At 73.4% G+C, this 21077-nt stretch carries 13 protein-coding genes and 1 pseudogene; 9 read left to right on the forward strand and 5 right to left on the reverse strand.

From position 1 onward, the window contains the following. Positions 1–152: 152 nt before the first annotated feature. Positions 153–2642: a DNA helicase PcrA gene (gene pcrA / locus ACGFYH_RS05715; RefSeq protein ID WP_393801843.1), complete on the forward strand. Its 2490-nt coding sequence runs from the start codon at positions 153–155 to the stop codon at positions 2640–2642. An 80-nt stretch (positions 2643–2722) separates the two neighbouring features. Here the strand turns inward: pcrA and ACGFYH_RS05720 are convergent, their stop codons facing one another. Continuing rightward, positions 2723–3634 (reverse strand): M23 family metallopeptidase, encoded by a 912-nt coding sequence (locus ACGFYH_RS05720; protein ID WP_393801953.1) that lies wholly within the window; start codon positions 3632–3634, stop codon positions 2723–2725. A 146-nt stretch (positions 3635–3780) separates the two neighbouring features. On the opposite strand from ACGFYH_RS05720, the pseudogene ACGFYH_RS05725 reads away from it, so the two are divergent. Continuing rightward, positions 3781–4092 (forward strand): annotated as a pseudogene (locus ACGFYH_RS05725) (hypothetical protein); the annotation flags it as partial. 427 nt (positions 4093–4519) lie between these two features. Here ACGFYH_RS05725 and ACGFYH_RS05730 read toward each other — a convergent pair. Further along, positions 4520–5491 carry an esterase/lipase family protein gene (locus ACGFYH_RS05730; protein ID WP_393801844.1) on the reverse strand — a complete coding sequence of 324 codons (972 nt, stop codon included), beginning with the start codon at positions 5489–5491 and terminating at the stop codon, positions 4520–4522. A gap of 560 nt (positions 5492–6051) precedes the next feature. On the opposite strand from ACGFYH_RS05730, the gene ACGFYH_RS05735 reads away from it, so the two are divergent. Further along, entirely contained in the window at positions 6052–6468 is a 417-nt protein-coding gene (locus ACGFYH_RS05735; protein WP_393801845.1) for a cobalamin B12-binding domain-containing protein, read from the forward strand. A 379-nt stretch (positions 6469–6847) separates the two neighbouring features. Here ACGFYH_RS05735 and ACGFYH_RS05740 read toward each other — a convergent pair whose 3' ends face one another. Next, the gene (locus tag ACGFYH_RS05740; RefSeq protein ID WP_393801954.1) at positions 6848–8422 is read right to left on the reverse strand and encodes a DUF5691 domain-containing protein; all 1575 of its coding nucleotides are present in this window, start codon (positions 8420–8422) and stop codon (positions 6848–6850) included. A 551-nt stretch (positions 8423–8973) separates the two neighbouring features. Next, the gene (locus ACGFYH_RS05745) at positions 8974–10326 is read right to left on the reverse strand and encodes an SWIM zinc finger family protein (protein WP_393801846.1); all 1353 of its coding nucleotides are present in this window, start codon (positions 10324–10326) and stop codon (positions 8974–8976) included. Positions 10327–10583: 257 nt separating this feature from the next. Between ACGFYH_RS05745 and ACGFYH_RS05750 the strand changes: the two genes are divergently transcribed. The 6 genes from ACGFYH_RS05750 (at position 10584) to sucD (ending at position 19596) form a co-directional block, all read left to right on the forward strand. Then, on the forward strand, positions 10584–11693 hold the full coding sequence (locus tag ACGFYH_RS05750; protein ID WP_393801847.1) for an AAA family ATPase: 1110 nt from the start codon (positions 10584–10586) through the stop codon (positions 11691–11693). A 108-nt stretch (positions 11694–11801) separates the two neighbouring features. Beyond that, complete coding sequence (locus ACGFYH_RS05755; protein WP_393801848.1) at positions 11802–14360, forward strand: DUF5682 family protein; 2559 nt, start codon at positions 11802–11804, stop codon at positions 14358–14360. Further along, positions 14357–15523, forward strand: coding sequence for a vWA domain-containing protein (locus ACGFYH_RS05760; RefSeq protein ID WP_393801849.1), 1167 nt, complete (start codon positions 14357–14359; stop codon positions 15521–15523). Before ACGFYH_RS05755 ends, ACGFYH_RS05760 begins: the two co-directional genes overlap by 4 nt. Positions 15524–15693: 170 nt before the next feature. Next, positions 15694–16680, forward strand: coding sequence for a hypothetical protein (locus ACGFYH_RS05765; protein WP_393801850.1), 987 nt, complete (start codon positions 15694–15696; stop codon positions 16678–16680). 818 nt (positions 16681–17498) lie between these two features. Then, the gene (sucC, locus tag ACGFYH_RS05770) at positions 17499–18683 is read left to right on the forward strand and encodes an ADP-forming succinate--CoA ligase subunit beta (RefSeq protein ID WP_393801851.1); all 1185 of its coding nucleotides are present in this window, start codon (positions 17499–17501) and stop codon (positions 18681–18683) included. A 28-nt stretch (positions 18684–18711) separates the two neighbouring features. Then, positions 18712–19596 carry a succinate--CoA ligase subunit alpha gene (sucD, locus tag ACGFYH_RS05775; RefSeq protein WP_393801852.1) on the forward strand — a complete coding sequence of 295 codons (885 nt, stop codon included), beginning with the start codon at positions 18712–18714 and terminating at the stop codon, positions 19594–19596. Between the two features lie 102 nt (positions 19597–19698). Here the strand turns inward: sucD and ACGFYH_RS05780 are convergent, their stop codons facing one another. Next, positions 19699–20994, reverse strand: a complete 1296-nt coding sequence (locus tag ACGFYH_RS05780; RefSeq protein WP_393801853.1) for a helix-turn-helix domain-containing protein — start codon at positions 20992–20994, stop codon at positions 19699–19701. Positions 20995–21077 lie beyond the last annotated feature (83 nt).

The following is a 21077-nucleotide window of genomic DNA, read 5'->3' on the forward strand; positions in this document are numbered from 1 at the left end:
CATTTTCGTTACCTTCTGTGCGGGCGCTCCCGTCCGGCCGCGGGCGTCACTCATCGTCGCCCGTAGCGTCGCAGGGTGTGCCCGGCCGGGATGCGGGCCGTTTTCCGGGGTGGCACCGGGTTGTCGGTGGGGCGCCCTAGACTCGGAGAGCGATGAGCAGCCTCTTTGACGACAGCTTCCTGGCGAACCTCCAGACCCCCCGGGGCCACGAGGAGGAACACCCGCCGCCACCCGAGGACGATCACGGAACGGAGCCGGTTCCGCACGATCTGTTCGGCGGGAGGTTCGACGCGCCGCCGGACCGGGACACCCACTACCGGGACGGTGCCCCGCGCCCCGCTCTGGACGCCGCCGCGCTCCTGGAAGGGCTGAACGACAACCAGCGGGCGGCCGTCGTCCACTCCGGCTCCCCGCTGCTCATCGTGGCCGGTGCCGGCTCCGGCAAGACCCGCATGCTCACCCACCGCATCGCCCACCTGCTGGCCGATCGGAACGTCCACCCGGGCCAGATCCTCGCGATCACCTTCACCAACAAGGCCGCGGGCGAGATGAAGGAGCGCGTGGAACAGCTCGTCGGCCCGCGCGCGAACGCGATGTGGGTGATGACCTTCCACAGCGCCTGCGTCCGCATCCTGCGCCGCGAGTCCAAGAGGCTCGGCTTCACCTCGTCCTTCTCGATCTACGACGCGGCCGACTCCAAGCGCTTGATGGCGCTGGTGTGCCGGGATCTCGACCTGGACCCGAAGCGCTTCCCGCCGAAGTCCTTCAGCGCCAAGATCAGCAACCTGAAGAACGAGCTGATCGACGAGGAGGACTTCGCCGCACAGGCCGCCGACGGCTTCGAGAAGACCGTCGCCCAGGCCTACGCCCTCTACCAGTCGCGGCTGCGCGAGGCGAACGCGCTCGACTTCGACGACCTGATCATGACGACGGTCAACCTGCTGCGCGCCTTCCCGGACGTCGCCGAGCACTACCGCCGCCGCTTCCGGCACGTCCTGGTCGACGAGTACCAGGACACCAACCACGCCCAGTACGCCCTGGTCCGTGAACTGGTCGGCGCTCCCTCGGACCACCCCTTCGACGTGCCGCCCGAGGCCGAGGTCCCGCCCGCCGAGCTGTGCGTGGTGGGCGACGCCGACCAGTCGATCTACGCCTTCCGCGGCGCCACCATTCGCAACATCCTCCAGTTCGAGGAGGACTACCCGGACGCGACGACGATCCTGCTGGAGCAGAACTACCGCTCCACGCAGACCATCCTCAGCGCCGCCAACGCGGTCATCGAGCGCAACGAGTCCCGCCGCCCCAAGAACCTCTGGACCAACCAGGGCAGCGGCGCGCAGATCACCGGCTACGTCGCCGACACCGAGCACGACGAGGCCCAGTTCGTCGCCGACGAGATAGACCGCCTCACCGACGCGGGCGAGGCGAAGGCCGGCGACGTCGCCGTCTTCTACCGGACCAACGCACAGTCCCGTGTCTTCGAAGAGGTCTTCATCCGCACCGGCCTGCCCTACAAGGTCGTCGGCGGCGTCCGCTTCTACGAGCGCAAGGAGGTCCGGGACGTCCTGGCCTACCTGCGGGTGCTGGCCAACCCGGAGGACTCGGTGCCGCTGCGCCGCATCCTCAACGTCCCCAAGCGGGGCATCGGCGACCGCGCCGAGGCGATGATCGACGCCCTGGCCCAGCGCGAGAAGATCGGCTTCCCGCAGGCGCTCCGGCGCGTCGACGAGGCGTACGGTATGGCCGCGCGCTCCGCGAACGCCGTCAAGCGGTTCAACACGCTCATGGAGGACCTCCGTACGATCGTCGAGTCCGGCGCCGGACCGGCGACCGTCCTTGAGGCGATCCTCGAACGCACCGGCTACCTCGCCGAGTTGCAGGCCTCCACCGACCCGCAGGACGAGACCCGCATCGAGAACCTCCAGGAACTCGCGGCCGTCGCCCTGGAGTTCGAGCAGGAGCGGGCCGAGAGCGAGGAGGCCGGCACCCTCGCCGAGTTCCTGGAGAAGGTCGCACTCGTCGCGGACTCCGACCAGATCCCCGACGAGGAGGACGGTGACGGCGTCGTCACCCTGATGACCCTGCACACCGCGAAGGGCCTGGAGTTCCCGGTCGTCTTCCTCACCGGCATGGAGGACGGCGTGTTCCCGCACCTGCGCGCCCTCGGCCAGGCCAAGGAGCTGGAGGAGGAGCGGCGCCTGGCCTACGTCGGCATCACACGCGCCCGCGAGCGGCTGTACCTGACCCGGTCGACGCTGCGCAGCGCCTGGGGTCAGCCGTCGTACAACCCGCCCTCGCGGTTCCTGGAGGAGATCCCGGCCCCCCACCTGGAGTGGAAGCGGACCGGGGCGAACGGTCCTGCGCCCTCCGCGCCCGTCTCGGGCGTGGCGGCCTCGCTGTCGTCGTCCCGCTCACGCTCCTCGGCGTCGGGCGCGTCCGGCTTCGCCACGCGACGGTCCGCCTCCGCCGAGCAGCCGACGGTCTCGCTCGCGGTCGGCGACCGTGTCACGCACGACCAGTTCGGGCTCGGGACGGTGGTCGGGGTCAAGGGCACCGGGTCGAACGCAGAGGCGACAATCGACTTCGGGGACCCCAAGCCGAAGCGGCTGCTGCTGCGGTACGCGCCGGTGGAGAAGCTCTGAGGGTGTGACGAGGGCGGTGCGGTCCCGGGCGGCGGCCCGGTCCGGACCCGGGAGGTGCGGTCTGCTGAGACGTTACGGGGTCACGTCGGGTTGATGCCGTGGCTGCGCAGCCACGGGAGCGGGTCGATCGACGAGCCGCCGGCGGGACGCACCTCGAAGTGCAGGTGGGGACCGGTCGAGTTGCCGGAATTCCCGGAGAACGCGATCGCGTCGCCGGCTTTGACGGTCGTACCGGAGGGAACCTGGTAACTGGAGAGGTGGCAGTACCACGTCTCCGTGCCGTCCTTGGCGGTCACGATCATCATGTTGCCGTACGCGCTGTTGTATTGCGTACGGACCGTCCCGTCGGTCGCGGCCATCACGGACGTCCCGTACGACACGGGGAAGTCGATGCCCGTGTGCACGGACATCCAGTTGATGCCGGCCTGGCCGTAATACGCGCTGAGGCCGTGCTGCGCCACCGGGAGCGCGAACTTGGGGCGCAGCCGCTCCTTGCGGGCCGCTTCCTCAGCCGCCCGCCTCTTCTCGGCGGCCTGCTCGGCCTTGAGGTCGATGCGCTCCTGCGTCCGGCTGGCCCGGTCGGCGAAGTCGTCGGCTCCGGCGGCGAGGCTCGTGAGCTGGGTGTCCAGCTTGTTGTTGGCGGCGGACGGTTTCACCGGCGCGGCCTTCGCGTTGCCCGGGTCCGGCGCGGACGCCGTGGTCTCCGCCCCCTCGTCGCCGGTCAGGCCGCCGACGGAGGCGGCCGCGATACCGGCGACGCTCATCACGCAGGCCGACGGCACGGCGACGGTCAGCAGTGCGGAGCGCTTGGCGGGCCGGCGGCGGCGGGACCGCGTCCCTCCGCGGGAGGCGGTGCGTGCGGACGGGATCAGCGCGGCCGGTGTGAGTTCTTCCTCGTCGTCCAGCAGGGCGGTCACCGTGGGGAGTTCGCCGGTGGCGGCCGGCTCGCCCTCGTAGGAAGAGGGTTCAGCGCTCTCGGGGGCGGGCGGCATGTCCGGCGCGGCGTCGTCCGGCGCGGGGTGCCCGGCGGCTCCCGGCGGGGCCGCGTCCGTCGCCGTCCCGTCGTGGTTCCACTGCGTGGCGTCGAAGGTGCCGGTCTCGAAGGTGCCGGTTTCGAAGGTGCCGGTTTCGAAGGTGCCGGTTTCGAAGGTGCCGGTTTCGAAGGTGCCGGTTTCGAAGGTCTGCGTGCCCCAGTCCCACTGCTGGGTCGGGTCGGCCGGCTCGCCGGACTGGTCCGGCCGGCTCCAGGCGCCGGTGTCCCACTGGCCGGTGGCCTCGGCGCTCTCGGCCTGCGGCGGCACGGAGCCGGGCTGCTGGTAACCGGCCGTCCACGTCGTCGTGTCGTAGGCGCCGGTGTCGTAGGCGGCGTGGTGCTGGGCCGCGTACCCGTCGTAGTGCGGAACCTGCCCGTCGCCCGAGGGCCACTGGGTGGTGTCGTAGGAACCCGTGACCTCGTGGGCACCGGTGTAGTGGCCCGGCAGGCTGCCGAAGAGGGGGTCCGTGTCGAAGGTCGGGGAGACGGTACCGCCGGTGGAGAAACCGGTGGTGTCGTAGCCGCCGCCGTACGTGGTGAGGTCGTCGTAAGGGGCCTCCCCTGCGCCGTACGACGCGTATGGCGCCGAAGCGGCGTCGGAAGCCGAAGCCGGGGTGGGTACGGTCCCCGACGGGTGACGGTCGTTCACCAACTTCTCTTTCGCCTCGACAACAGGGGCTGCCAGAGCAGTGCGGTGACTGTACCCGGCGGTATGCGGGCACGACAATCTTCGCCAGGTTTCGCGCGCGCGGGAAACGGGCAATCGGCCGTGTTTTGGGGGTCGGCGTGCACGAGCTTGGCTTTGTGTTCGACGCTTGTTCGACGCTGAACGGATGTGTCCGACTCAGGCCACCGTCAGTCCGCCCGCCCGTTTGCCCGTCCCCATACCCGCTTGCGCGTCTGTCTCCGCGCCCGTTTCGAGTGCGATGGTGTCGAGTGCCTCCCGAATCCCCGTGGCCACGGCGGGATGGACGGGCAGCGCGAGATGGCCGATGCCGCTGACGCGTACGTTCCGCACGGTCAGGTCCGGGTGGTCGAGGCAGGCCGTCTCCAGCGGGTCCATCACGCGGTCGAGGTCGCTCCAGAAGCTGACGAACCGCGTACGGCAGCCGGGCGTCGGCAGGCTCAGCTCGTCGAGCACCGCCGACCCGGGGCGCATCTGGCGCACGATCGGGTGCGCGTTCGCCAGCGGGACCACCCTGGTGCCGGCGTGCGGGGTGCCGAGCGTCACGAGTGTCCTGACGCGGCGCTCTCCGCCGAGGCGCTGCACGTAGTACCGCGCGATCAGACCACCGAGGCTGTGCCCGACGACGTCGACGCGCTCACTGCCCGTCCGCTCGCAGATCCCCTCGATGTGCCGGCCCAGCAGCTCGGCCGCGGTACGGATGTCGCAGGTCAGGGGGGAGTAGTTCAGTGACTCGATGTCGTGCCTGCCGTGCTGGACCAGGCTGCGGCGCAGCAGCAGGAACACCGAGCGGTTGTCGATGAAGCCGTGCAGCAGGACGACCGGGGGGCTGACGGGGGCCGGGAGCCGGGGGACCGGAGGGGAGGGCAGGGGGTCGGGGGAGTCCGTCGGCGGGAGGACCCGGACCGGATGGCGCTCCTGGATGATCCCCGAGGGATAGAGCAGGAGATGCCCGGCCAGGATCGCGGCCTCCAGGGCGCTTGCCTTCAGGAGGGTCAGGGAAAGCCCGGTCAGCCGGCCCGGAAGGCTCACCAGGTCCGGTACCCCCGGGAGGCCGGGCAGTCCCGGCAAACCGGGCAGAAGACGCTGGAAGAGCGGGAGAAGGGGCAGTGCTGCCGTGGTGACCTTCATGGGCCGACCTCCTGTCGGCACGCGCAGGGACGCCTCTGTCCCCCGTGTGCCCTCGTGGAGCGCCGTGACACCAGTGATTGGTGGTGTTCGCGAGGTTTATTCCTGCGTGTGTGTCGCGGTACCGTGTCAGAGCCTTGTGGGCCCGATGGGTCATGCGGGTCACAGGTGGTCTGTGGTGCCGGTGATACGGCCAAACGGTGACGGGCCCCGCTGCTGCCCTGTCCTGCCCTCGCTGCGGCTCTCCGTGCGCGTGTCGCCGCCGCGCCCTGGAGCGGTGCGCGGCGAACGTGTCCCACCGTGTGATTTCCCCCTCTGTATCCACCGCGAAACTGCCGGGTGCGGGATGCTGGGGATAACGTTCGTTCACTTCCCGGACGCTGTGGTGCGGGGTCTCCGCGCCGCGAGGGTGCGCACTTCGCGCGCTTCGTGCATGAGGGTGCGCACTTCGCGCGCTTCGTGCATGAGGCGCGGCTTCGAGTGCCGTGCTCCTGTGTACGGCATCGGTGAAGTGTGCGGTACTTGTCGGTACGGATGGATGTAGTCGCTTCATGGAGGCAGTGATGGGTGTGGCAGCCGGTCCGATCCGCGTGGTGGTGGCCAAGCCGGGGCTCGACGGCCACGATCGCGGGGCCAAGGTGATCGCGCGGGCCCTGCGCGACGCCGGTATGGAGGTCATCTACACCGGGCTCCACCAGACTCCCGAGCAGATCGTGGACACCGCGATCCAGGAGGACGCCGACGCGATCGGACTGTCCATCCTCTCCGGTGCGCACAACACGCTCTTCGCCGCCGTGATCGAGCTGCTCCGGGAGCGGGACTCGGCGGACATCCTGGTCTTCGGCGGCGGGATCATCCCCGAGGCGGACATCGCCCCGCTGAAGGAGAAGGGCGTCGCGGAGATCTTCACCCCCGGCGCGACCACGGCGTCGATCGTGGACTGGGTCCGGACCAACGTGCGGGAGCCGGCCGGGGCATAACCGCCGTCCGCCCGCTCTGCCGGTGCGGGTCGCGCGGCGGCGCCGAGGCGGGCGCGCCTTGGTGCTGACGCGGCACCCGGGGGTAGTCGTGGGTAGTCGTGGCCGCGGGCGGCGTCCCTCTGGTGCGGGGTCCGGGGCCGGGGCCCGGGCATGGCACGCGCCGCGATGGGCGTCCGGGCCGTGTGCGTCGCACCGTGTACGTCCGGGCCGTGTGCGTCAGACCGTGCTGGTGGGGCCGTGCTCGTCGGGCCGTGTGCGTTGGGCCTTGTCCGTTGAGTCGTCTGCCTCCGGGCCGTGTGCGTCCGGGCCCGTGTGCGTTGGGCCGTGCTCGTCGGGCCGTGTGCGTCGCGGTCCGCTCCGTGTCGACGTGGCGCTCCGTCTACGCCGTCCCCGCCCCGAGTTCCTCGGCCATCGCCGCCCGCAGACGCAACGTCGTGACGAGCCGTTGGAACGCCTCCGCCCAGTACCCCCCGGCTCCCGGCGACGCGTCCTCCGGCTCGTCCGGTATCGCCAGCAGGCCGTCGAGGCGGCTCGCCTCCGCCGGGTCGAGGCAGCGTTCGGCCAGGCCCATGACGCCGCTGAAGCTCCACGGGTAGCTCCCGGCGTCCCGGGCGATGTTGAGCGCGTCGACCACTGCCCTGCCGAGCGGCGTGGCCCACGGCACCCCGCACATGCCGAGCAGCTGGAATGCCTCGGAGAGCCCGTGCGTCGCGATGAACCCGGCAACCCAATCGGCGCGTTCGCCGGCGCCCAGCGTGCCGAGCAGCTTGGCCCGCTCGGCCAGCGACACCCCGCCCGGACCGCCGGCCTCGGGTGCCGTGGGTGCTCCCAGCAGCGCCCTCGCCCACACCCCGTCGCGCTGCCGTACGGCCGCCCGGCACCACGCGGCGTGCAGCTCGCTCCGCCAGCCGTCCGACACCGGCAGAGCGACGATCTCCTCGGCCGTACGTCCCGCGAACCGGGCCGGCCAGACCCCGAGCGGGGCCGCCTCCGCCAACTGGCCGAACCACCAGGAGCGTTCCCCCCGTCCCGCGGGCGGTTTGGCCACCACGCCGTCCCGCTCCATGCCCGCGTCGCACTCGTGGGGCGCCTCGACGACGATCGCCGGCGGCGCGAGGGCGCGGTCGAGGGACACGCACGTCGCGGCTCGCGCCGCCATGCGCGCGGCCAGTGCCGAGTCCGGCAGCGCCGACAGCAACTCCGCCGCCGTGGCCCGTACGTTGCGGCTGCGGTCGGCGAGTGCCTGTTCCAGGAACGGCTCGTCCGCCGGTTCCAGCCCCGTCCGCAGCGAGTCGAGGAACATCAGCCGGTCCTCGGCCCGCTCCGTCGCCCAGGTCGAGGCCAGCAGTTCGCGTGCGCCGACGGGGTCGTGGGCGCGCAGGGAAGCGAGGAGAGTGACCCGCTCGGCGAAGAGGCCCTCGTCCCAGAGCCGTCGCACCCGCTCCGTGGCATCGGGGCCGGGCGGCGCGGTCCCTCCACCGGGCGCCGCACGCAGGGCGAACCGCCAGTCCGGATTCAGCCGGGCCAGCCACAGGGCACGGGGTCCGGCGAACGTCAACGCCGCCGGCCGCAGATCCGTACGCCCCCGCGCCGCGTCCAGCAGCGCCGGAAGCACCTGGGGCGGGGCCGCGAAACCGCGGGCGTTCGCCGTCGCCAGCCACTGGGGCAGCAACTCCATGAGATCGGGCGCACCGCCTCTGCGGCCGCCGCCCGCCGTGCCGGGGCGGTCGGCGAGCAGCATGGTGAGCCGGTGTGCGGCCGCGGCCGGCAGCGGCGGGCGGGGGTCCTCGGGGGCCGGGCCGGGGCGCCGTGCCGCGCGGGCCGGGCGCAGTCCGGCGCGGCGGCGCACGGTCTCCGCGGCCGCCGCGTCCAGCAACGCGGCCGCCGCCCCCGGCCCCGGCTCGCCGCCCGGCGGGGTACGCCGGTCCGTGCCCAGCAGTGCCGAGGTGACCAGCTCCTCCCAGACACCCGGCCCGGAAGCCGCCGCCGACGCGGTGGAGGCCGCTGGTGGGCAGGCCGAAGCCCCCGGTACGGAGTCGGCCCCCGGTACGGAGTCGGCCCCCGGTACGGAGTCGGCCCCCGGCCCCGAGTGAGCCCCTGGCAGTGAGCCGGTGCCCCGCGCGGCAGCGGGGTGGGGAGGGCCGGCGGCCGGGGCCGGGACGGCAGCCCCGACCCCGGCCCCGGCGAAGGCCGCAGCCGCGGCGGCAGTCGTCGGGGCGGGTGTCACATCGCGTCCGGGACCGTTGGTTGCCTTTGCCCGGACGACAGGCCTGGGCACCGTGTCACCCTCGGACTCGGCGCAGGCCTTGGGGACGGTGCCGGTCCGAGGGCCGGTGTCTGCCTCGGGCACCGTCGCGGCCGCGGTCGGGACCGCCGGTGTGCGGACCGCGGGTTCGGCGGACGACGCCGGCACGGCGGTCGACGCCGGTGCGGACGTGTCCGTGGGGGCGGGCGTCCTGGTCATGTGGTTCCCCTCTTTCCATTGCCTGGACGGATCGGTACGGGTCAGGCCAGCGGCACCGCCGGGCCCGGTCCGGCCGGCCAGGCCGTCAGCGGCGTGAAGCCCCGGTGGCCGCACTCGCCGAAGACCGTGACGGGTGCGCCGCCCGACAGGGCGACCAGGCGCCACAGGCCCGGACGGTTTCCCGTGTCCCCGGCGAGCGGCAGCGCCGTGTCCCCGTCGGCGTCCGCCAGCTGCCAGCCGTCCCCGTCCGGGACGGGCACGACGTGCTCCAGGGCCACCGGCACCGAGTCCAGCCACGGGTCGCCGCGGAGGGCCTCGCCGTAACGGTCGGCCGCCCGGGACGTCGTCACCCCCCTCGGACGTATGCGTGCGGGCTCGGGCGGCGCGAACCGCCGGCCCAGGGCCGCTCGCTGCCGACCCGCGCCCGGATACGCCGAGACCTCCGCGTCCAGGGTCAGGCCCACGGGCAGTGCCTGCTCCGGTGCCCGGCCCGCGGCACCGTAGGAGAGGAGCAGCGCGGTGCGGTCCGACTCCGCGCCGTACAACCAGATGCGACGGGTCGTCAGCCGGGCGTCCGCGGTGTCGTACTGGGCGAGGACCAGCCAGTGGTCCCGCAGGGGCGGACCGTCCGCGGACGCGGGCAGACCTACGCGCGAACGGACCGTCGCCGCCAGGTCCTCCGGCAGTCGCTCGCGGCGCAACCAGCCCTGGTCGAGCAGGTGGAGGAGGGCACACGCCTCGAGCAGCCGCACCGGCCAGCCGGGGCCCGACGACGGTGTGGCACCCAGCTCCCTTACGCGCGAGGCCAGCCCCGGTGCCTGGGCGTCGACCATGCGGGCCGCCGTCTCCTCCCACAGCCCGTATCCCGCCTGTCCGACGCCTGCCAGACCGCCGCGCAGGAGGTCCGCGAGCCGCTGCTCCAGCTCCGTCGCACCCGCGGTGATCCGCTCGGCCCGCCGCTCCGCCCGACGCCGCGCCGCCTCCGGGTCACCGGACGCGGCCGCGGGGGCGGGCGGACCGGCTGCCCGCTCCGCCTTGCGTTCGCACCGTCCGGCGATCCACCGCTCCGCCCAGTCCGGCGCCCGGGCCCCCGGCACCACACCGTCTCCGCCCGCCCAGAGCAGCAACAGGCCCAACGCGTGCTTGCACGGGGACTTGCGGCTCGGGCAACCGCATTCGTACGCGGGCCCGGACACGTCCGTGACGTCGACGACCGTCCGATACGGCTGGCTGCCGCTGCCCTTGCACAGTCCCCATACCGCCCCCTCCTCGCTGCTCCCCACCTCGGACCACGGCCCGGCCGAACCGAGCCTGCCGCCCGCCTCGCGTGACGCGGCGTCAGGCGCCAGTGCGAGCACCCGGTCCGCGGTCCAGCGCACCCCCTGCTGAGTCATGCCATCGAAGGTAGGTCCCCCCACTGACATTGATATCGCTGGGCGGGTTCCGGTGGTCGTGGTTCTCCCACCGACTGACGTCCTGCCGGGCTGTCTCCCCGTCGGTCCGTCCGGCCACGCGGCGCCTGTTCTCATGGCTCCGGCCGGGCGGAACAACGGCCCGAATGAAGGTATTTGTGCAGGTCGGAGCGATTGTCAGTGGTGTGGTGCACCGTGGATGACAGATCGGACCGGCCTAGCTGGAGGGGGAGGCAGCCATGCCCGCATTGCCGGAACGGACGTCCGAGGCGGAGGTCCTGCGGCCGCACGCCGAGCACGCGTTCGGGGCCGAACTGGCCGCGCTGGCCGCGCGGGACGACCGCCCGCGTCCGGCCCGCTGGAAGCTGTCGCCGTGGGCCGTCGCCACCTACCTGCTCGGCGGCGCCCTGCCCGACGGCACGGTGATCACCCCGAAGTACGTGGGCCCGCGCCGCATCGTCGAGGTCGCCGTGACCACGCTCGCCACCGACCGCGCCCTGCTTCTGCTCGGCGTGCCCGGCACCGCGAAGACCTGGGTGTCCGAGCACCTCGCCGCAGCCGTCAGCGGCGACTCGACCCTGCTGGTGCAGGGTACGGCCGGCACTCCCGAGGAAGCGGTCCGCTACGGCTGGAACTACGCCCGGCTGCTCGCCCACGGCCCCAGCCGGGAGGCGCTCGTCCCCAGCCCCGTCATGCGGGCCATGGCGGAGGGCACGACCGCCCGGGTGGAGGAGCTGACCCGGATCCCGGCCGACGTGCAGGACTCGCTGATCACGATCCTGTCCGAGAAGACCCTGCCGATACCGGAGCTGGGCCAGGAGGTGCAGGCGGTCCGCGGCTTCAACCTGATCGCCACCGCCAACGACCGCGACCGCGGGGTCAACGAACTGTCCAGCGCCCTGCGCCGCCGTTTCAACACCGTGGTGCTGCCCTTGCCGGAGAGTGCCGAGGCCGAGGTCGACATCGTCACGCGCCGCGTCGGCCAGATCGGCCGCTCCCTCGACCTGCCGTCGGCGCCCGACGGCACCGACGAGATCCGCCGTGTCGTCACCGTCTTCCGCGAGCTGCGCGACGGCCTGACGAGCGACGGACGTACGAAGGTCAAGTCGCCCAGCGGCACGCTGTCCACGGCCGAGGCCATCTCCGTCGTGACCGGCGGCCTCGCGCTGTCCGCCCACTTCGGCGACGGAGTGCTGCGTGCCGCCGACGTCGCCGCGGGCGTCCTAGGCGCGGTCGTCCGCGACCCGGGCACCGACCGCGTCGTCTGGCAGGAGTACCTCGAGACCGTCGTGCGCGAGCGCGACGGCTGGCAGGACTTCTACCGGGCCTGCCGGGAGGTGACCGTGTGAACGGTACGGCGATGCGGGCGCGACACGGAGCGGGGGCGGCGGCAGTGGTGGCCGGCCCGGCGGGGGACGGCGAGGACTCCGGCTGGAGCCGTGGGGGAGGGGGACGGAGTGCCGGGCACTGACCGGGCCGCGAGCGACGGATCCGGCTGGCAGGCCGGCCGTCCCGGGGAGCCCGGTGGCGGGCCGCTGCTGCTGGGCGTACGCCACCACGGGCCGGGGTCGGCCCGGGCGGTGCGGGCCGCGCTGGAGGCGGCCAGGCCGGACATCGTGCTGATCGAGGGCCCGCCGGAGGCCGACGCGCTGATCCCGCTGGCCGCCGACGAGGACATGCGACCGCCGGTCGCGCTCCTCGCCCACGCCGTGGACGAGCCCGGCCGCTCGGCGTTCTGGCCGCTGGCCGAGTTCTCCCCCGAGTGGGTGGCCGTCCGCTGGGCCCTGGAGCACGGCGTCCCGGCACGCTTCATCGACCTCCCGGCCACACACACGCTGGCGTGGCGGGCGGCGGACGATCAGGCGGACGACCGGGACGCGGGGGCGGAGTCCGGTGCGGCCTCCGCCGGTGTCCGGGGCGATCCGCTCGCCGCCCTCGCCGAGGCCGCCGGTCACGACGACCCCGAGCGCTGGTGGGAGGACGCCGTCGAGCACCGGGGAGCGGGGGGCGGGGACGCGCTCGCGCCGTTCACGGCGCTGGAGGAGGCGATGGGGGCGCTGCGGGAGACGGAGGACGGCGGCGGGCAGGACCGGGACCTCGTGCGGGAGGCGTACATGCGGCTCCAGGTCCGGGGGGCGCGGCGGGAGTTCGGTGAGGGTGTGGCCGTGGTCTGCGGGGCGTGGCACGTGCCCGCGCTGCGGCGGAAGGCCACCGTCGCCGCCGACCGGGCCCTGTTGAAGGGGCTGCCCAGGACCAAGGTCGACATGACCTGGGTGCCCTGGACCCATCGCAGACTGTCCCGGGCCGGCGGGTACGGGGCGGGCATCGAGTCACCGGGCTGGTACGGGCATCTGTTCGCCGCGGTCGACCGGCCCGTCGAGCGATGGCTGACGAAGGTGGCCGGGCTGCTGCGGGACGAGGACCGGGCCGTCTCCCCGGCGCACGTGATCGAGGCGGTGCGGCTGGCCGGGACGCTCGCGGTGATGCGCGGGCGCCCGTTGCCCGGGCTGAGCGAGACGACGGACGCCGTGCGGGCGGTGATGTGCGACGGCTCGGACGTGCCGCTGGCGTTGGTCCACGACCGCCTGGTGGTGGGGGACGTGCTGGGTGAGGTCCCCGCGGGGGCGCCCGCGGTGCCGTTGCAGCGGGACCTGGCCCGGAGCCAGCGGCGGCTGCGGCTCAGGCCCGAGGCACCGGAGCGGGAGCTGGAGCTCGACCTGCGCAAGGAGACCGACGCCGGGCGCAGCAGACTGCTGCACCGGCTGCGGCTGCTGGGCGTCGACTGGGGCGCGCCGGCCGCCTCCCGGGGCAGCACGGGCACGTTCCGGGAGACGTGGCGGCTGCGGTGGGAGCCGGAGCTGTCGGTGCGCATCGCCGAGGCCGGGGTATGGGGCACGACCGTGCTCTCCGCCGCGACCGCCAGGGCCGAGGCGGACGCCGTCACCGCCCGGGACCTCGCCGACGTCACCGCGCTCGCCGAGCGCTGCCTGCTGGCCGAACTGCCGGACGCGCTCTCGCCGGTGATGCGGACACTCGCCGACCGGGCGGCGCTCGACACGGACGTCGGCCACCTCGCCCGGGCCCTGCCGGCCCTCGTCCGCTCGCTGCGCTACGGCGACGTGCGCGGCACGGACACCGGCGCGTTGGCCGAGGTCGCCGCGGGTCTCGCCGAGCGCGTCTTCGTCGGCCTGCCCGCGGCCTGTGCCGCACTGGACGCGGACGCGGCCGAGCAGATGCGCCGGCACGTGGACGCCGTGCACGCGGCGGTGGGCCTGCTGGGCGAGGCCCCCTCGCCGGCCCGCGGCGACCTGCGGTCCCGGTGGCAGTCCGTGCTGCGGACCCTCTCCGCGCGGGACACCGTGCCCGGCGTCGTCCGAGGGCGTGCCGTACGGCTCCTCCTGGACGACGGCGGGCTGGCGCCGGACGCGGCGGCACGGCTCATGGGCCTGGTGCTGTCCCCGGGGACGCCACCGGCGGACGCGGCGGCCTGGATCGAGGGCTTCGTCGGCGGTGGCTCGGGCGGCGGCATGCTCCTCCTGCACGACGAGCGGCTGCTCGCCCTGATCGACGCCTGGCTGACCGGTGTGCCGGCGGACGCGTTCACGGACGTGCTCCCCCTGCTGCGCCGCACCTTCTCGGTCTTCGAGCCGGGGGTGCGCCGCAGCCTCGGTGAGCTGGTCAGGCTCGGACCGGAGGCGCGGGGGAGTGTGACGACGGCCGGTTCCGGCATCCCGGGCTTCGCGGCCGGCCTCGACACCGGGCGGGCCGACGCGGTGCTGCCGGTGGTCCGGCTGCTGCTGGGCCGGGACACCGCGCACGGAGCGGACACGACGGACGCCGGCCACGAGAGGACCGGGCCCGGCAGGGGCGGCCGGCCGCCGGGGGCCGACGCAGGCCACCCGGCGGGGGCAGGCCACAAGGACCTGGCGGGGGCCGACGCCGGCCACCTGACGAGAGCCGGCCACAAGGACCTGGTGGGAGACGGTGACAACGACCTGGTGGGGGTGGACGCATGACGACCCAGCCGGAGGCCGGCGCGGCGCAGGAACGGCTGCGGCGGTGGCGTCTCGTACTCGGCGGTGACCCGGCCGACGGCACCGGACGCGCGCTTGCCGGACGGGACGCCGCGATGGACGGCGCGCTCACCGCGCTCTACGGGAAGGGGGACACACCACGAGCGGGGCGGGACCGCGCGGCGGGGCTCGGCGCGTCCGCGCCCGCCGTGGCGCGCTGGCTGGGGGACATCCGGACCTACTTCCCCTCCTCGGTCGTGCAGGTCATGCAGCGGGACGCGATCGACCGGCTCGGGCTCGCCACACTCCTGCTGGAGCCGGAGATGCTCCAGGCCGTGGAGGCCGACGTGCACCTCGTCGGCACCCTGCTGTCCCTGAACAAGGCGATGCCGGAGACGACGAAGGAGACGGCGCGGGCAGTCGTGCGCAAGGTCGTCGAGGATCTGGAGAAGCGGCTCGCCACCCGCACCCGTGCCGCCCTGACCGGCGCGCTGGACCGCGGCGCCCGCACCAGCCGGCCCCGCCACCACGACATCGACTGGAACCGCACGATCGCGGCCAATCTCAAGCACTACCTGCCGGAGCACCGCACGATCGTGCCGGAGCGGCTCGTCGGTCACGGGCGGGCGTCCCGCTCGGTGAAGAAGGAGGTCGTCCTCTGCGTCGACCAGTCCGGGTCGATGGCGGCGTCCGTCGTGTACGCGTCCGTGTTCGGCGCGGTGCTGGCGTCCATGCGCTCGATCGACACCCGGCTCGTCGTCTTCGACACCGCGGTCGTCGACCTCACCGGCCGGCTCGACGACCCGGTCGACGTGCTCTTCGGCACGCGACTCGGCGGCGGTACGGACATCAACCGCGCGCTGGCGTACTGCCAGTCGCAGATCACCCGGCCCGCGGAGACGGTGGTCGTACTGATCAGCGACCTGTACGAGGGAGGCATACGGAACGAGATGCTCAAGCGGGTGGCGGCGATGAAGGCGGCGGGGGTGCGGTTCGTGACACTGCTGGCCCTGTCCGACGAGGGGGCGCCCGCGTACGACCGGGAACACGCGGTGGCGCTCGCCGCGCTCGGCGCACCGGCCTTCGCCTGCACGCCCGATCTCTTCCCGGAGGTGATGGCGGCGGCGATCGAGAAGCGGCCCCTGCCGATACCGGATGCCGGGTGACGATTTGTCGATCCGGGGCGGCCCGTTCCCCAACGGGTAAAACGGATATGACCGACGATCGGTGACGCCGGGGTTGCGCAACCTCCGGATCCCCGTGCGAGTATCGCGCGGCGTGTCGACGCGTTGTTCGACGCGCGGCCCGTTCCGTCGTACGGGAGGAACCTCCCCTCTTGGTCTGGTCAGCAGTCCTGCCCGGTGCCGCTCTGCGCGTCATGCGTACGGCGGCCGGGCGGCGTGCGCTGCGCGTGGGCCTGCTGGTGGGCGGATTGTTCGTGCTCGGGGTGGTCTGCGGACAGCGGGCGGACGCGGCCGGCGGAGCGCCGTCCCCGACGGAGACGGTCGGCCGGGTCCTCGCGACCCCTGCGCAGAGCCCGCGGGGCGTCGGATCGGCCGGGGACGCCGGAAGCATCACGGGTTCGGGCCCCGGCGCGGTTCTCACGGACCTCCGTCCCGTCTCCGGGGACGTCGTCCGGGCCGTGGAGGACCGGGTCGTGCGGCCGGTCGGTGACACGGTGGAGACGCTGACCGAGGAGCTCGGGGCGGTCGCGCGGGCCGAGGTGCCGCCGCTGGAGGCGCTGCCGACGCTTCCGCTCCCTTCCGCGCCCCCGCTGCCGGTGCTCCCGGACCCGGCCGACCCGTCCGACCGGAGCGACTCTTCCGACCGGAGCGTCTCGTCCGACCTGGCCGACTCGTCCGATCCGAACGGTTCCACCGACTCGACCGACGACCTTTCCGGTCGTTCGCGGTCGGCCGTCCCCGAGTCGCGGCCCGATCCTTCCTCGGTGGTGCCGGACGTCTCCCGTTCCGGCGGCCCGCCCGATGCCGTCGGCTCCCGGGTCCGCGACGGGGCCGCAAGCCCGGCACGCGTCGGGTACGGCCCGGAGCCCGGCGGGGACGCGGAGCCCGCCGCGCACGTCGACACCCGCCGAGCCGTGCCCGCCGAGTACGCCCCCGCCCACCGGGCGCCCTCAGGCGATCCCGACGGGGAGCTCGGTACCGCGTCCGGCGCCGACCAGGGGGCGACGCGCCACGGCGACGCGCGCGCGGTCACCCCGGACCACCGGATCCCGTTCCGGCTCGTGCCTGACGCCCCGGAGCACGCCGACGCGGCCGGGGCCGGGGAGCCGTACCGGGACATCCCCGTCTCACCCGCCTAGACGGCCGCCGCCGCACACCCGCCGCACACTCGCCGCACGGGCAGAGAGACCGGCTCACCGTCCGGACGCCCCGCGCCCGCCCTCCCGCGCCCGGCCGCCTCGCGCGCCCGGCATCCGGACAACGGGACCCGCGCCGGTCATCCGGGCTCCGGCGTACCGGACGCCCCGCCCGGCGTACCGGACGCCCCCAGCCGACATCCGGCGCACGCCGCCTCGTGGCCCCGGGCCCCGGGCTTCGTGGGCCGGGACTCGTGACCCGGACGCCCCGGGCCCCGGGCTTCGTGACCCGGGCCTCGTGACCCGGGCGCCCCGGGCCCCGGCGCCGCGCGGCGAGCACTGCGGCAGACACGGACTCCGCGGGGCGGCAGGCCCCGGACGGCCGAAAGCCGTCGGCCTCCGTCCGGCCGAAACCCCGCGGTCCGGGCCGACTGGTCCCCATTGGGGTGGGGACCAGTCGGCCCGCGCCCCGGTGGACCGCACCCGTGCGGCCCGCCGGGGGCGCCCGGGCCTCACCGGGTCAACCCCAGCCCGGTGAGGCCCTTCGCCGGTGCGCCCGGCGCCCTCCTCGCGTCCCGCCCGCCCCTCACAACCGGCACCGCGTGCCAGTGAGCGCGGCATCATGTGACAGGCATCACCGCTCAGGTGTGACCCACGATTTAGAGACCCTCCGCATGCGGCGATAACCTGCGAGACGGACATGCCGCGCGCTCGGACACCGTGTGCGCCCCCCTTGTGACTCACAGCGGACGTCACGTTGCCCTTCGCGGCACGCCCACGCATCCAACGAACCGCGAGATCACTGATAGGGACGGAAGCGCGTGGACCTGTTCGAGTACCAGGCGAGGGACCTCTTCGCCAAGCACGATGTACCGGTGCTGGCCGGTGAAGTCATCGACACGCCTGAGGCGGCGCGCGCGATCACCGAGCGTCTGGGCGGCAAGTCCGTCGTCAAGGCTCAGGTGAAGGTCGGTGGCCGCGGCAAGGCCGGTGGCGTCAAGCTCGCCGCCTCCGCGGACGAGGCCGTCGCCCGCGCGACGGACATCCTCGGCATGGACATCAAGGGCCACACGGTCCACAAGGTGATGATCGCCGAGACCGCGCCCGAGATCGTCGAGGAGTACTACGTCTCCTTCCTCCTCGACCGTGCCAACCGCACCTTCCTCTCCATCGCCTCCGTCGAGGGCGGCGTGGAGATCGAGGAGGTGGCGGCCACCCGTCCGGAGGCCGTCGCCAAGACCCCGATCGACGCGATCGACGGCGTGACGCCCGAGAAGGCGCGCGAGATCGTCGAAGCCGCGAAGTTCCCGGCCGAGGTCGCCGACAAGGTCGCCGACATCCTGGTCAAGCTGTGGGACACCTTCATCAAGGAGGACGCCCTCCTGGTCGAGGTCAACCCGCTGGCCAAGGTCGTCTCCGGGGAGGTCATCGCCCTCGACGGCAAGGTGTCGCTGGACGACAACGCCGAGTTCCGGCACCCCGACTTCGAGGCCCTCCACGACAAGGCCGCGGCCAACCCGCTCGAGGCCGCCGCCAAGGAGAAGAACCTCAACTACGTCAAGCTCGACGGCGAGGTCGGCATCATCGGCAACGGCGCGGGTCTCGTCATGAGCACCCTGGACGTCGTCGCGTACGCCGGTGAGAAGCACGGCAACGTGAAGCCCGCCAACTTCCTGGACATCGGTGGCGGTGCCTCCGCCCAGGTCATGGCGAACGGCCTGGAGATCATCCTGGGCGACCCGGACGTCCGCTCCGTGTTCGTCAACGTCTTCGGCGGCATCACCGCCTGCGACGAGGTCGCCAACGGCATCGTCCAGGCGCTGAAGCTCCTGGAGGACCGCGGCGAGAAGGTCGAGAAGCCGCTCGTCGTCCGCCTCGACGGCAACAACGCCGAGCTGGGCCGCAAGATCCTCACCGACGCCGACCACCCGCTGGTGCAGCGCGTCGACACCATGGACGGCGCGGCCGACAAGGCCGCCGAGCTGGCTCACGCCGCTGCCAAGTAAGCACTCAGGACGAGGACACCAACACACCATGGCTATCTGGCTCAACAAGGACAGCAAGGTCATCGTCCAGGGCATGACCGGCGCCACCGGCATGAAGCACACCAAGCTCATGCTGGGTGACGGCACCGAGGTCGTGGGCGGCGTGAACCCGCGCAAGGCGGGCACCTCCGTGGACTTCGACGGCAACGAGGTACCGGTCTTCGGCACCGTCAAGGAGGCCATCGAGAAGACCGGCGCCAACGTCTCAGTCATCTTCGTGCCGGAGAAGTTCACCAAGGACGCGGTCGTCGAGGCCATCGACGCCGAGATCCCGCTGGCCGTCGTCATCACCGAGGGCATCGCCGTGCACGACTCGGCCTCCTTCTGGTCGTACGCCGGCAAGAAGGGCGACAAGACCCGGATCATCGGCCCGAACTGCCCCGGCATCATCACGCCGGGCCAGTCCAACGTCGGCATCATCCCGGGCGACATCACGAAGCCGGGCCGCATCGGCCTGGTCTCGAAGTCCGGCACGCTGACGTACCAGATGATGTACGAGCTGCGTGACATCGGCTTCTCGACCGCCGTCGGCATCGGTGGCGACCCGATCATCGGCACCACGCACATCGACGCGCTCGCCGCGTTCGAGGCCGACCCCGACACCGACCTCATCGTCATGATCGGCGAGATCGGCGGCGACGCCGAGGAGCGTGCGGCGGAGTACATCTCGAAGAACGTGACCAAGCCGGTCGTCGGCTACGTCGCGGGCTTCACCGCGCCCGAGGGCAAGACCATGGGCCACGCCGGCGCCATCGTCTCCGGTTCGTCCGGCACCGCCCAGGCGAAGAAGGAGGCCCTGGAGGCCGCCGGCGTCAAGGTCGGCAAGACGCCGACCGAGACGGCGAAGCTCGCCCGCACCATCCTGGCCGGCTGACACCGCACCGCCGCGCGTCGCGCGCCGTTGTCACGCCGAGTGGCCCGCCCCCTGTCCACAGGGGGGCGGGCCACTCGGCGTTCCGGGGGCCGCGGCACCCCGTCATTCGAGCTTCGGGCTCAGCCGTTCGGGCCCGTCCTGCAACTGGTCACGCAGCTTCTGCCGCAGCTCGAGTTCCTCGTCCGACAGGGCACCCGGCGCCACCCGGGGCGGCACCCCCCGCACCGCCTCGCCGCGGGACACGGGCGGCTCGTAGTGCGTGGGCGCGGTGCGCACGGTCAGGGCCGTGGTCCCGATGAGGGCGGCCGTGAAGGCGATCGCGGCCCGGGTCCAGAACCGCGTCCGGCGCTCGCCGGCCCGCCGCACCGTCGGCGGTCGCGCCGCCCGCAGCCGCTCGTTCGACGCCAGCTCGGCGAGCCGCCGGTGCAGCACCTGCGGGTCGGCCAGCGCGGGCAGCCGGCCGGCGACGGTCTCGCGGGCGCGCAGCAGCCGGTTCGCCGTCGTCGGGGTGCTCGCCTCCGTCTCCGCCGCGGTCTCGGGCAGGTCCAGGCCCACGCCGTCGTACAGCACGAGCGTGCGGCGGTGCCGCGGGGGGAGCCTGAGCAGAGTGTTCAGCAGGGTGCGGTCGCCGGGGTCGGCGGGCGGCGGCTCCTGGTTCCGGTGCCGCGGACGGAAGCGCTGCCAGGGCGAGAGCGCGTACTCGTACGCCGTCGCCCGTACCCAGCCCACCGGGTCCCGGTCGCGGGCCACCTCGGGCCAGCGCTCCCAGGCGGTCTGGAAGGCCCGCTCCACCGACTCGCGCGCCTGCTCGCGACGGCCGGTCAGCAGGAAGGTCTGCCGTACGAGGGCGGGCGCGCTGAACTCGTACAGCGCGTCGAACGCCTGAGCGGGCGTCAGCGCGACGGGCGCGGGCACGGGCGTGGGCGTAGGCGTGGACACGGGCGCGGGCGCGGGCTCGGGCGGTGACTTGGTCGCCGGTTCCGGGTCCGGCTGCGACTCAGGCTCCCGCTGCGGCCCCGTCTCCTCGGTCCGGTCCGGCTTCGTACGGGCGTCCGGTGCCGGGCTGTCGGTGGCCGTGGCGGCCGCGGTGGCGGTCACGGCCACCGGTACCGGCGTCCGTTGGAGCCCCCGCTTCTTTTCCCGTTCCCGTTCCCGTTCCCGTTCCGGTGTCCGCCCCGCCCGACGTGCCGCGTCTTCCTCGGCCAGCGTTTTCAGCAACCTCGCGTACACCTCCCGTTTCCGGCCTCGCGGAGTCGTGCGGCCGCTCTCCCACGCACGGACCGTCTGTCGGGCGACACCCACTCGGGTCGCGAGCTGAGTCTGGGTCAGCGCGGCGGACTCACGCAGGCGTCGGCGTGCCTTGGGGGGTGGGAGCGGGGTTGCGGGGCTGGGCGTCACAGGATGCCCCTTCGTACGAAAAAGTACATAAACATATATTGAGCGACACAACGGGACTTAGCCCGTTACACCCGGAAAGCGCG

Origin of the sequence: Streptomyces sp. NPDC048392, assembly GCF_043200575.1 — a bacterium.
Taxonomy (GTDB): domain Bacteria; phylum Actinomycetota; class Actinomycetes; order Streptomycetales; family Streptomycetaceae; genus Streptomyces.

Excerpts from the sequence above, each read along its gene's own strand:
- pcrA (WP_393801843.1), top strand. The coding sequence starts at position 153 with ATGAGCAGCCTCTTTGACGACAGCTTCCTGGCGAACCTCCAGACCCCC.
- ACGFYH_RS05720 (WP_393801953.1), bottom strand. The coding sequence starts at position 3,634 with ATGCCGCCCGCCCCCGAGAGCGCTGAACCCTCTTCCTACGAGGGCGAG.
- ACGFYH_RS05730 (WP_393801844.1), bottom strand. The coding sequence starts at position 5,491 with ATGAAGGTCACCACGGCAGCACTGCCCCTTCTCCCGCTCTTCCAGCGT.
- ACGFYH_RS05735 (WP_393801845.1), top strand. The coding sequence starts at position 6,052 with ATGGGTGTGGCAGCCGGTCCGATCCGCGTGGTGGTGGCCAAGCCGGGG.
- ACGFYH_RS05745 (WP_393801846.1), bottom strand. The coding sequence starts at position 10,326 with ATGACTCAGCAGGGGGTGCGCTGGACCGCGGACCGGGTGCTCGCACTG.
- ACGFYH_RS05750 (WP_393801847.1), top strand. The coding sequence starts at position 10,584 with ATGCCCGCATTGCCGGAACGGACGTCCGAGGCGGAGGTCCTGCGGCCG.
- ACGFYH_RS05760 (WP_393801849.1), top strand. The coding sequence starts at position 14,357 with ATGACGACCCAGCCGGAGGCCGGCGCGGCGCAGGAACGGCTGCGGCGG.
- sucD (WP_393801852.1), top strand. The coding sequence starts at position 18,712 with ATGGCTATCTGGCTCAACAAGGACAGCAAGGTCATCGTCCAGGGCATG.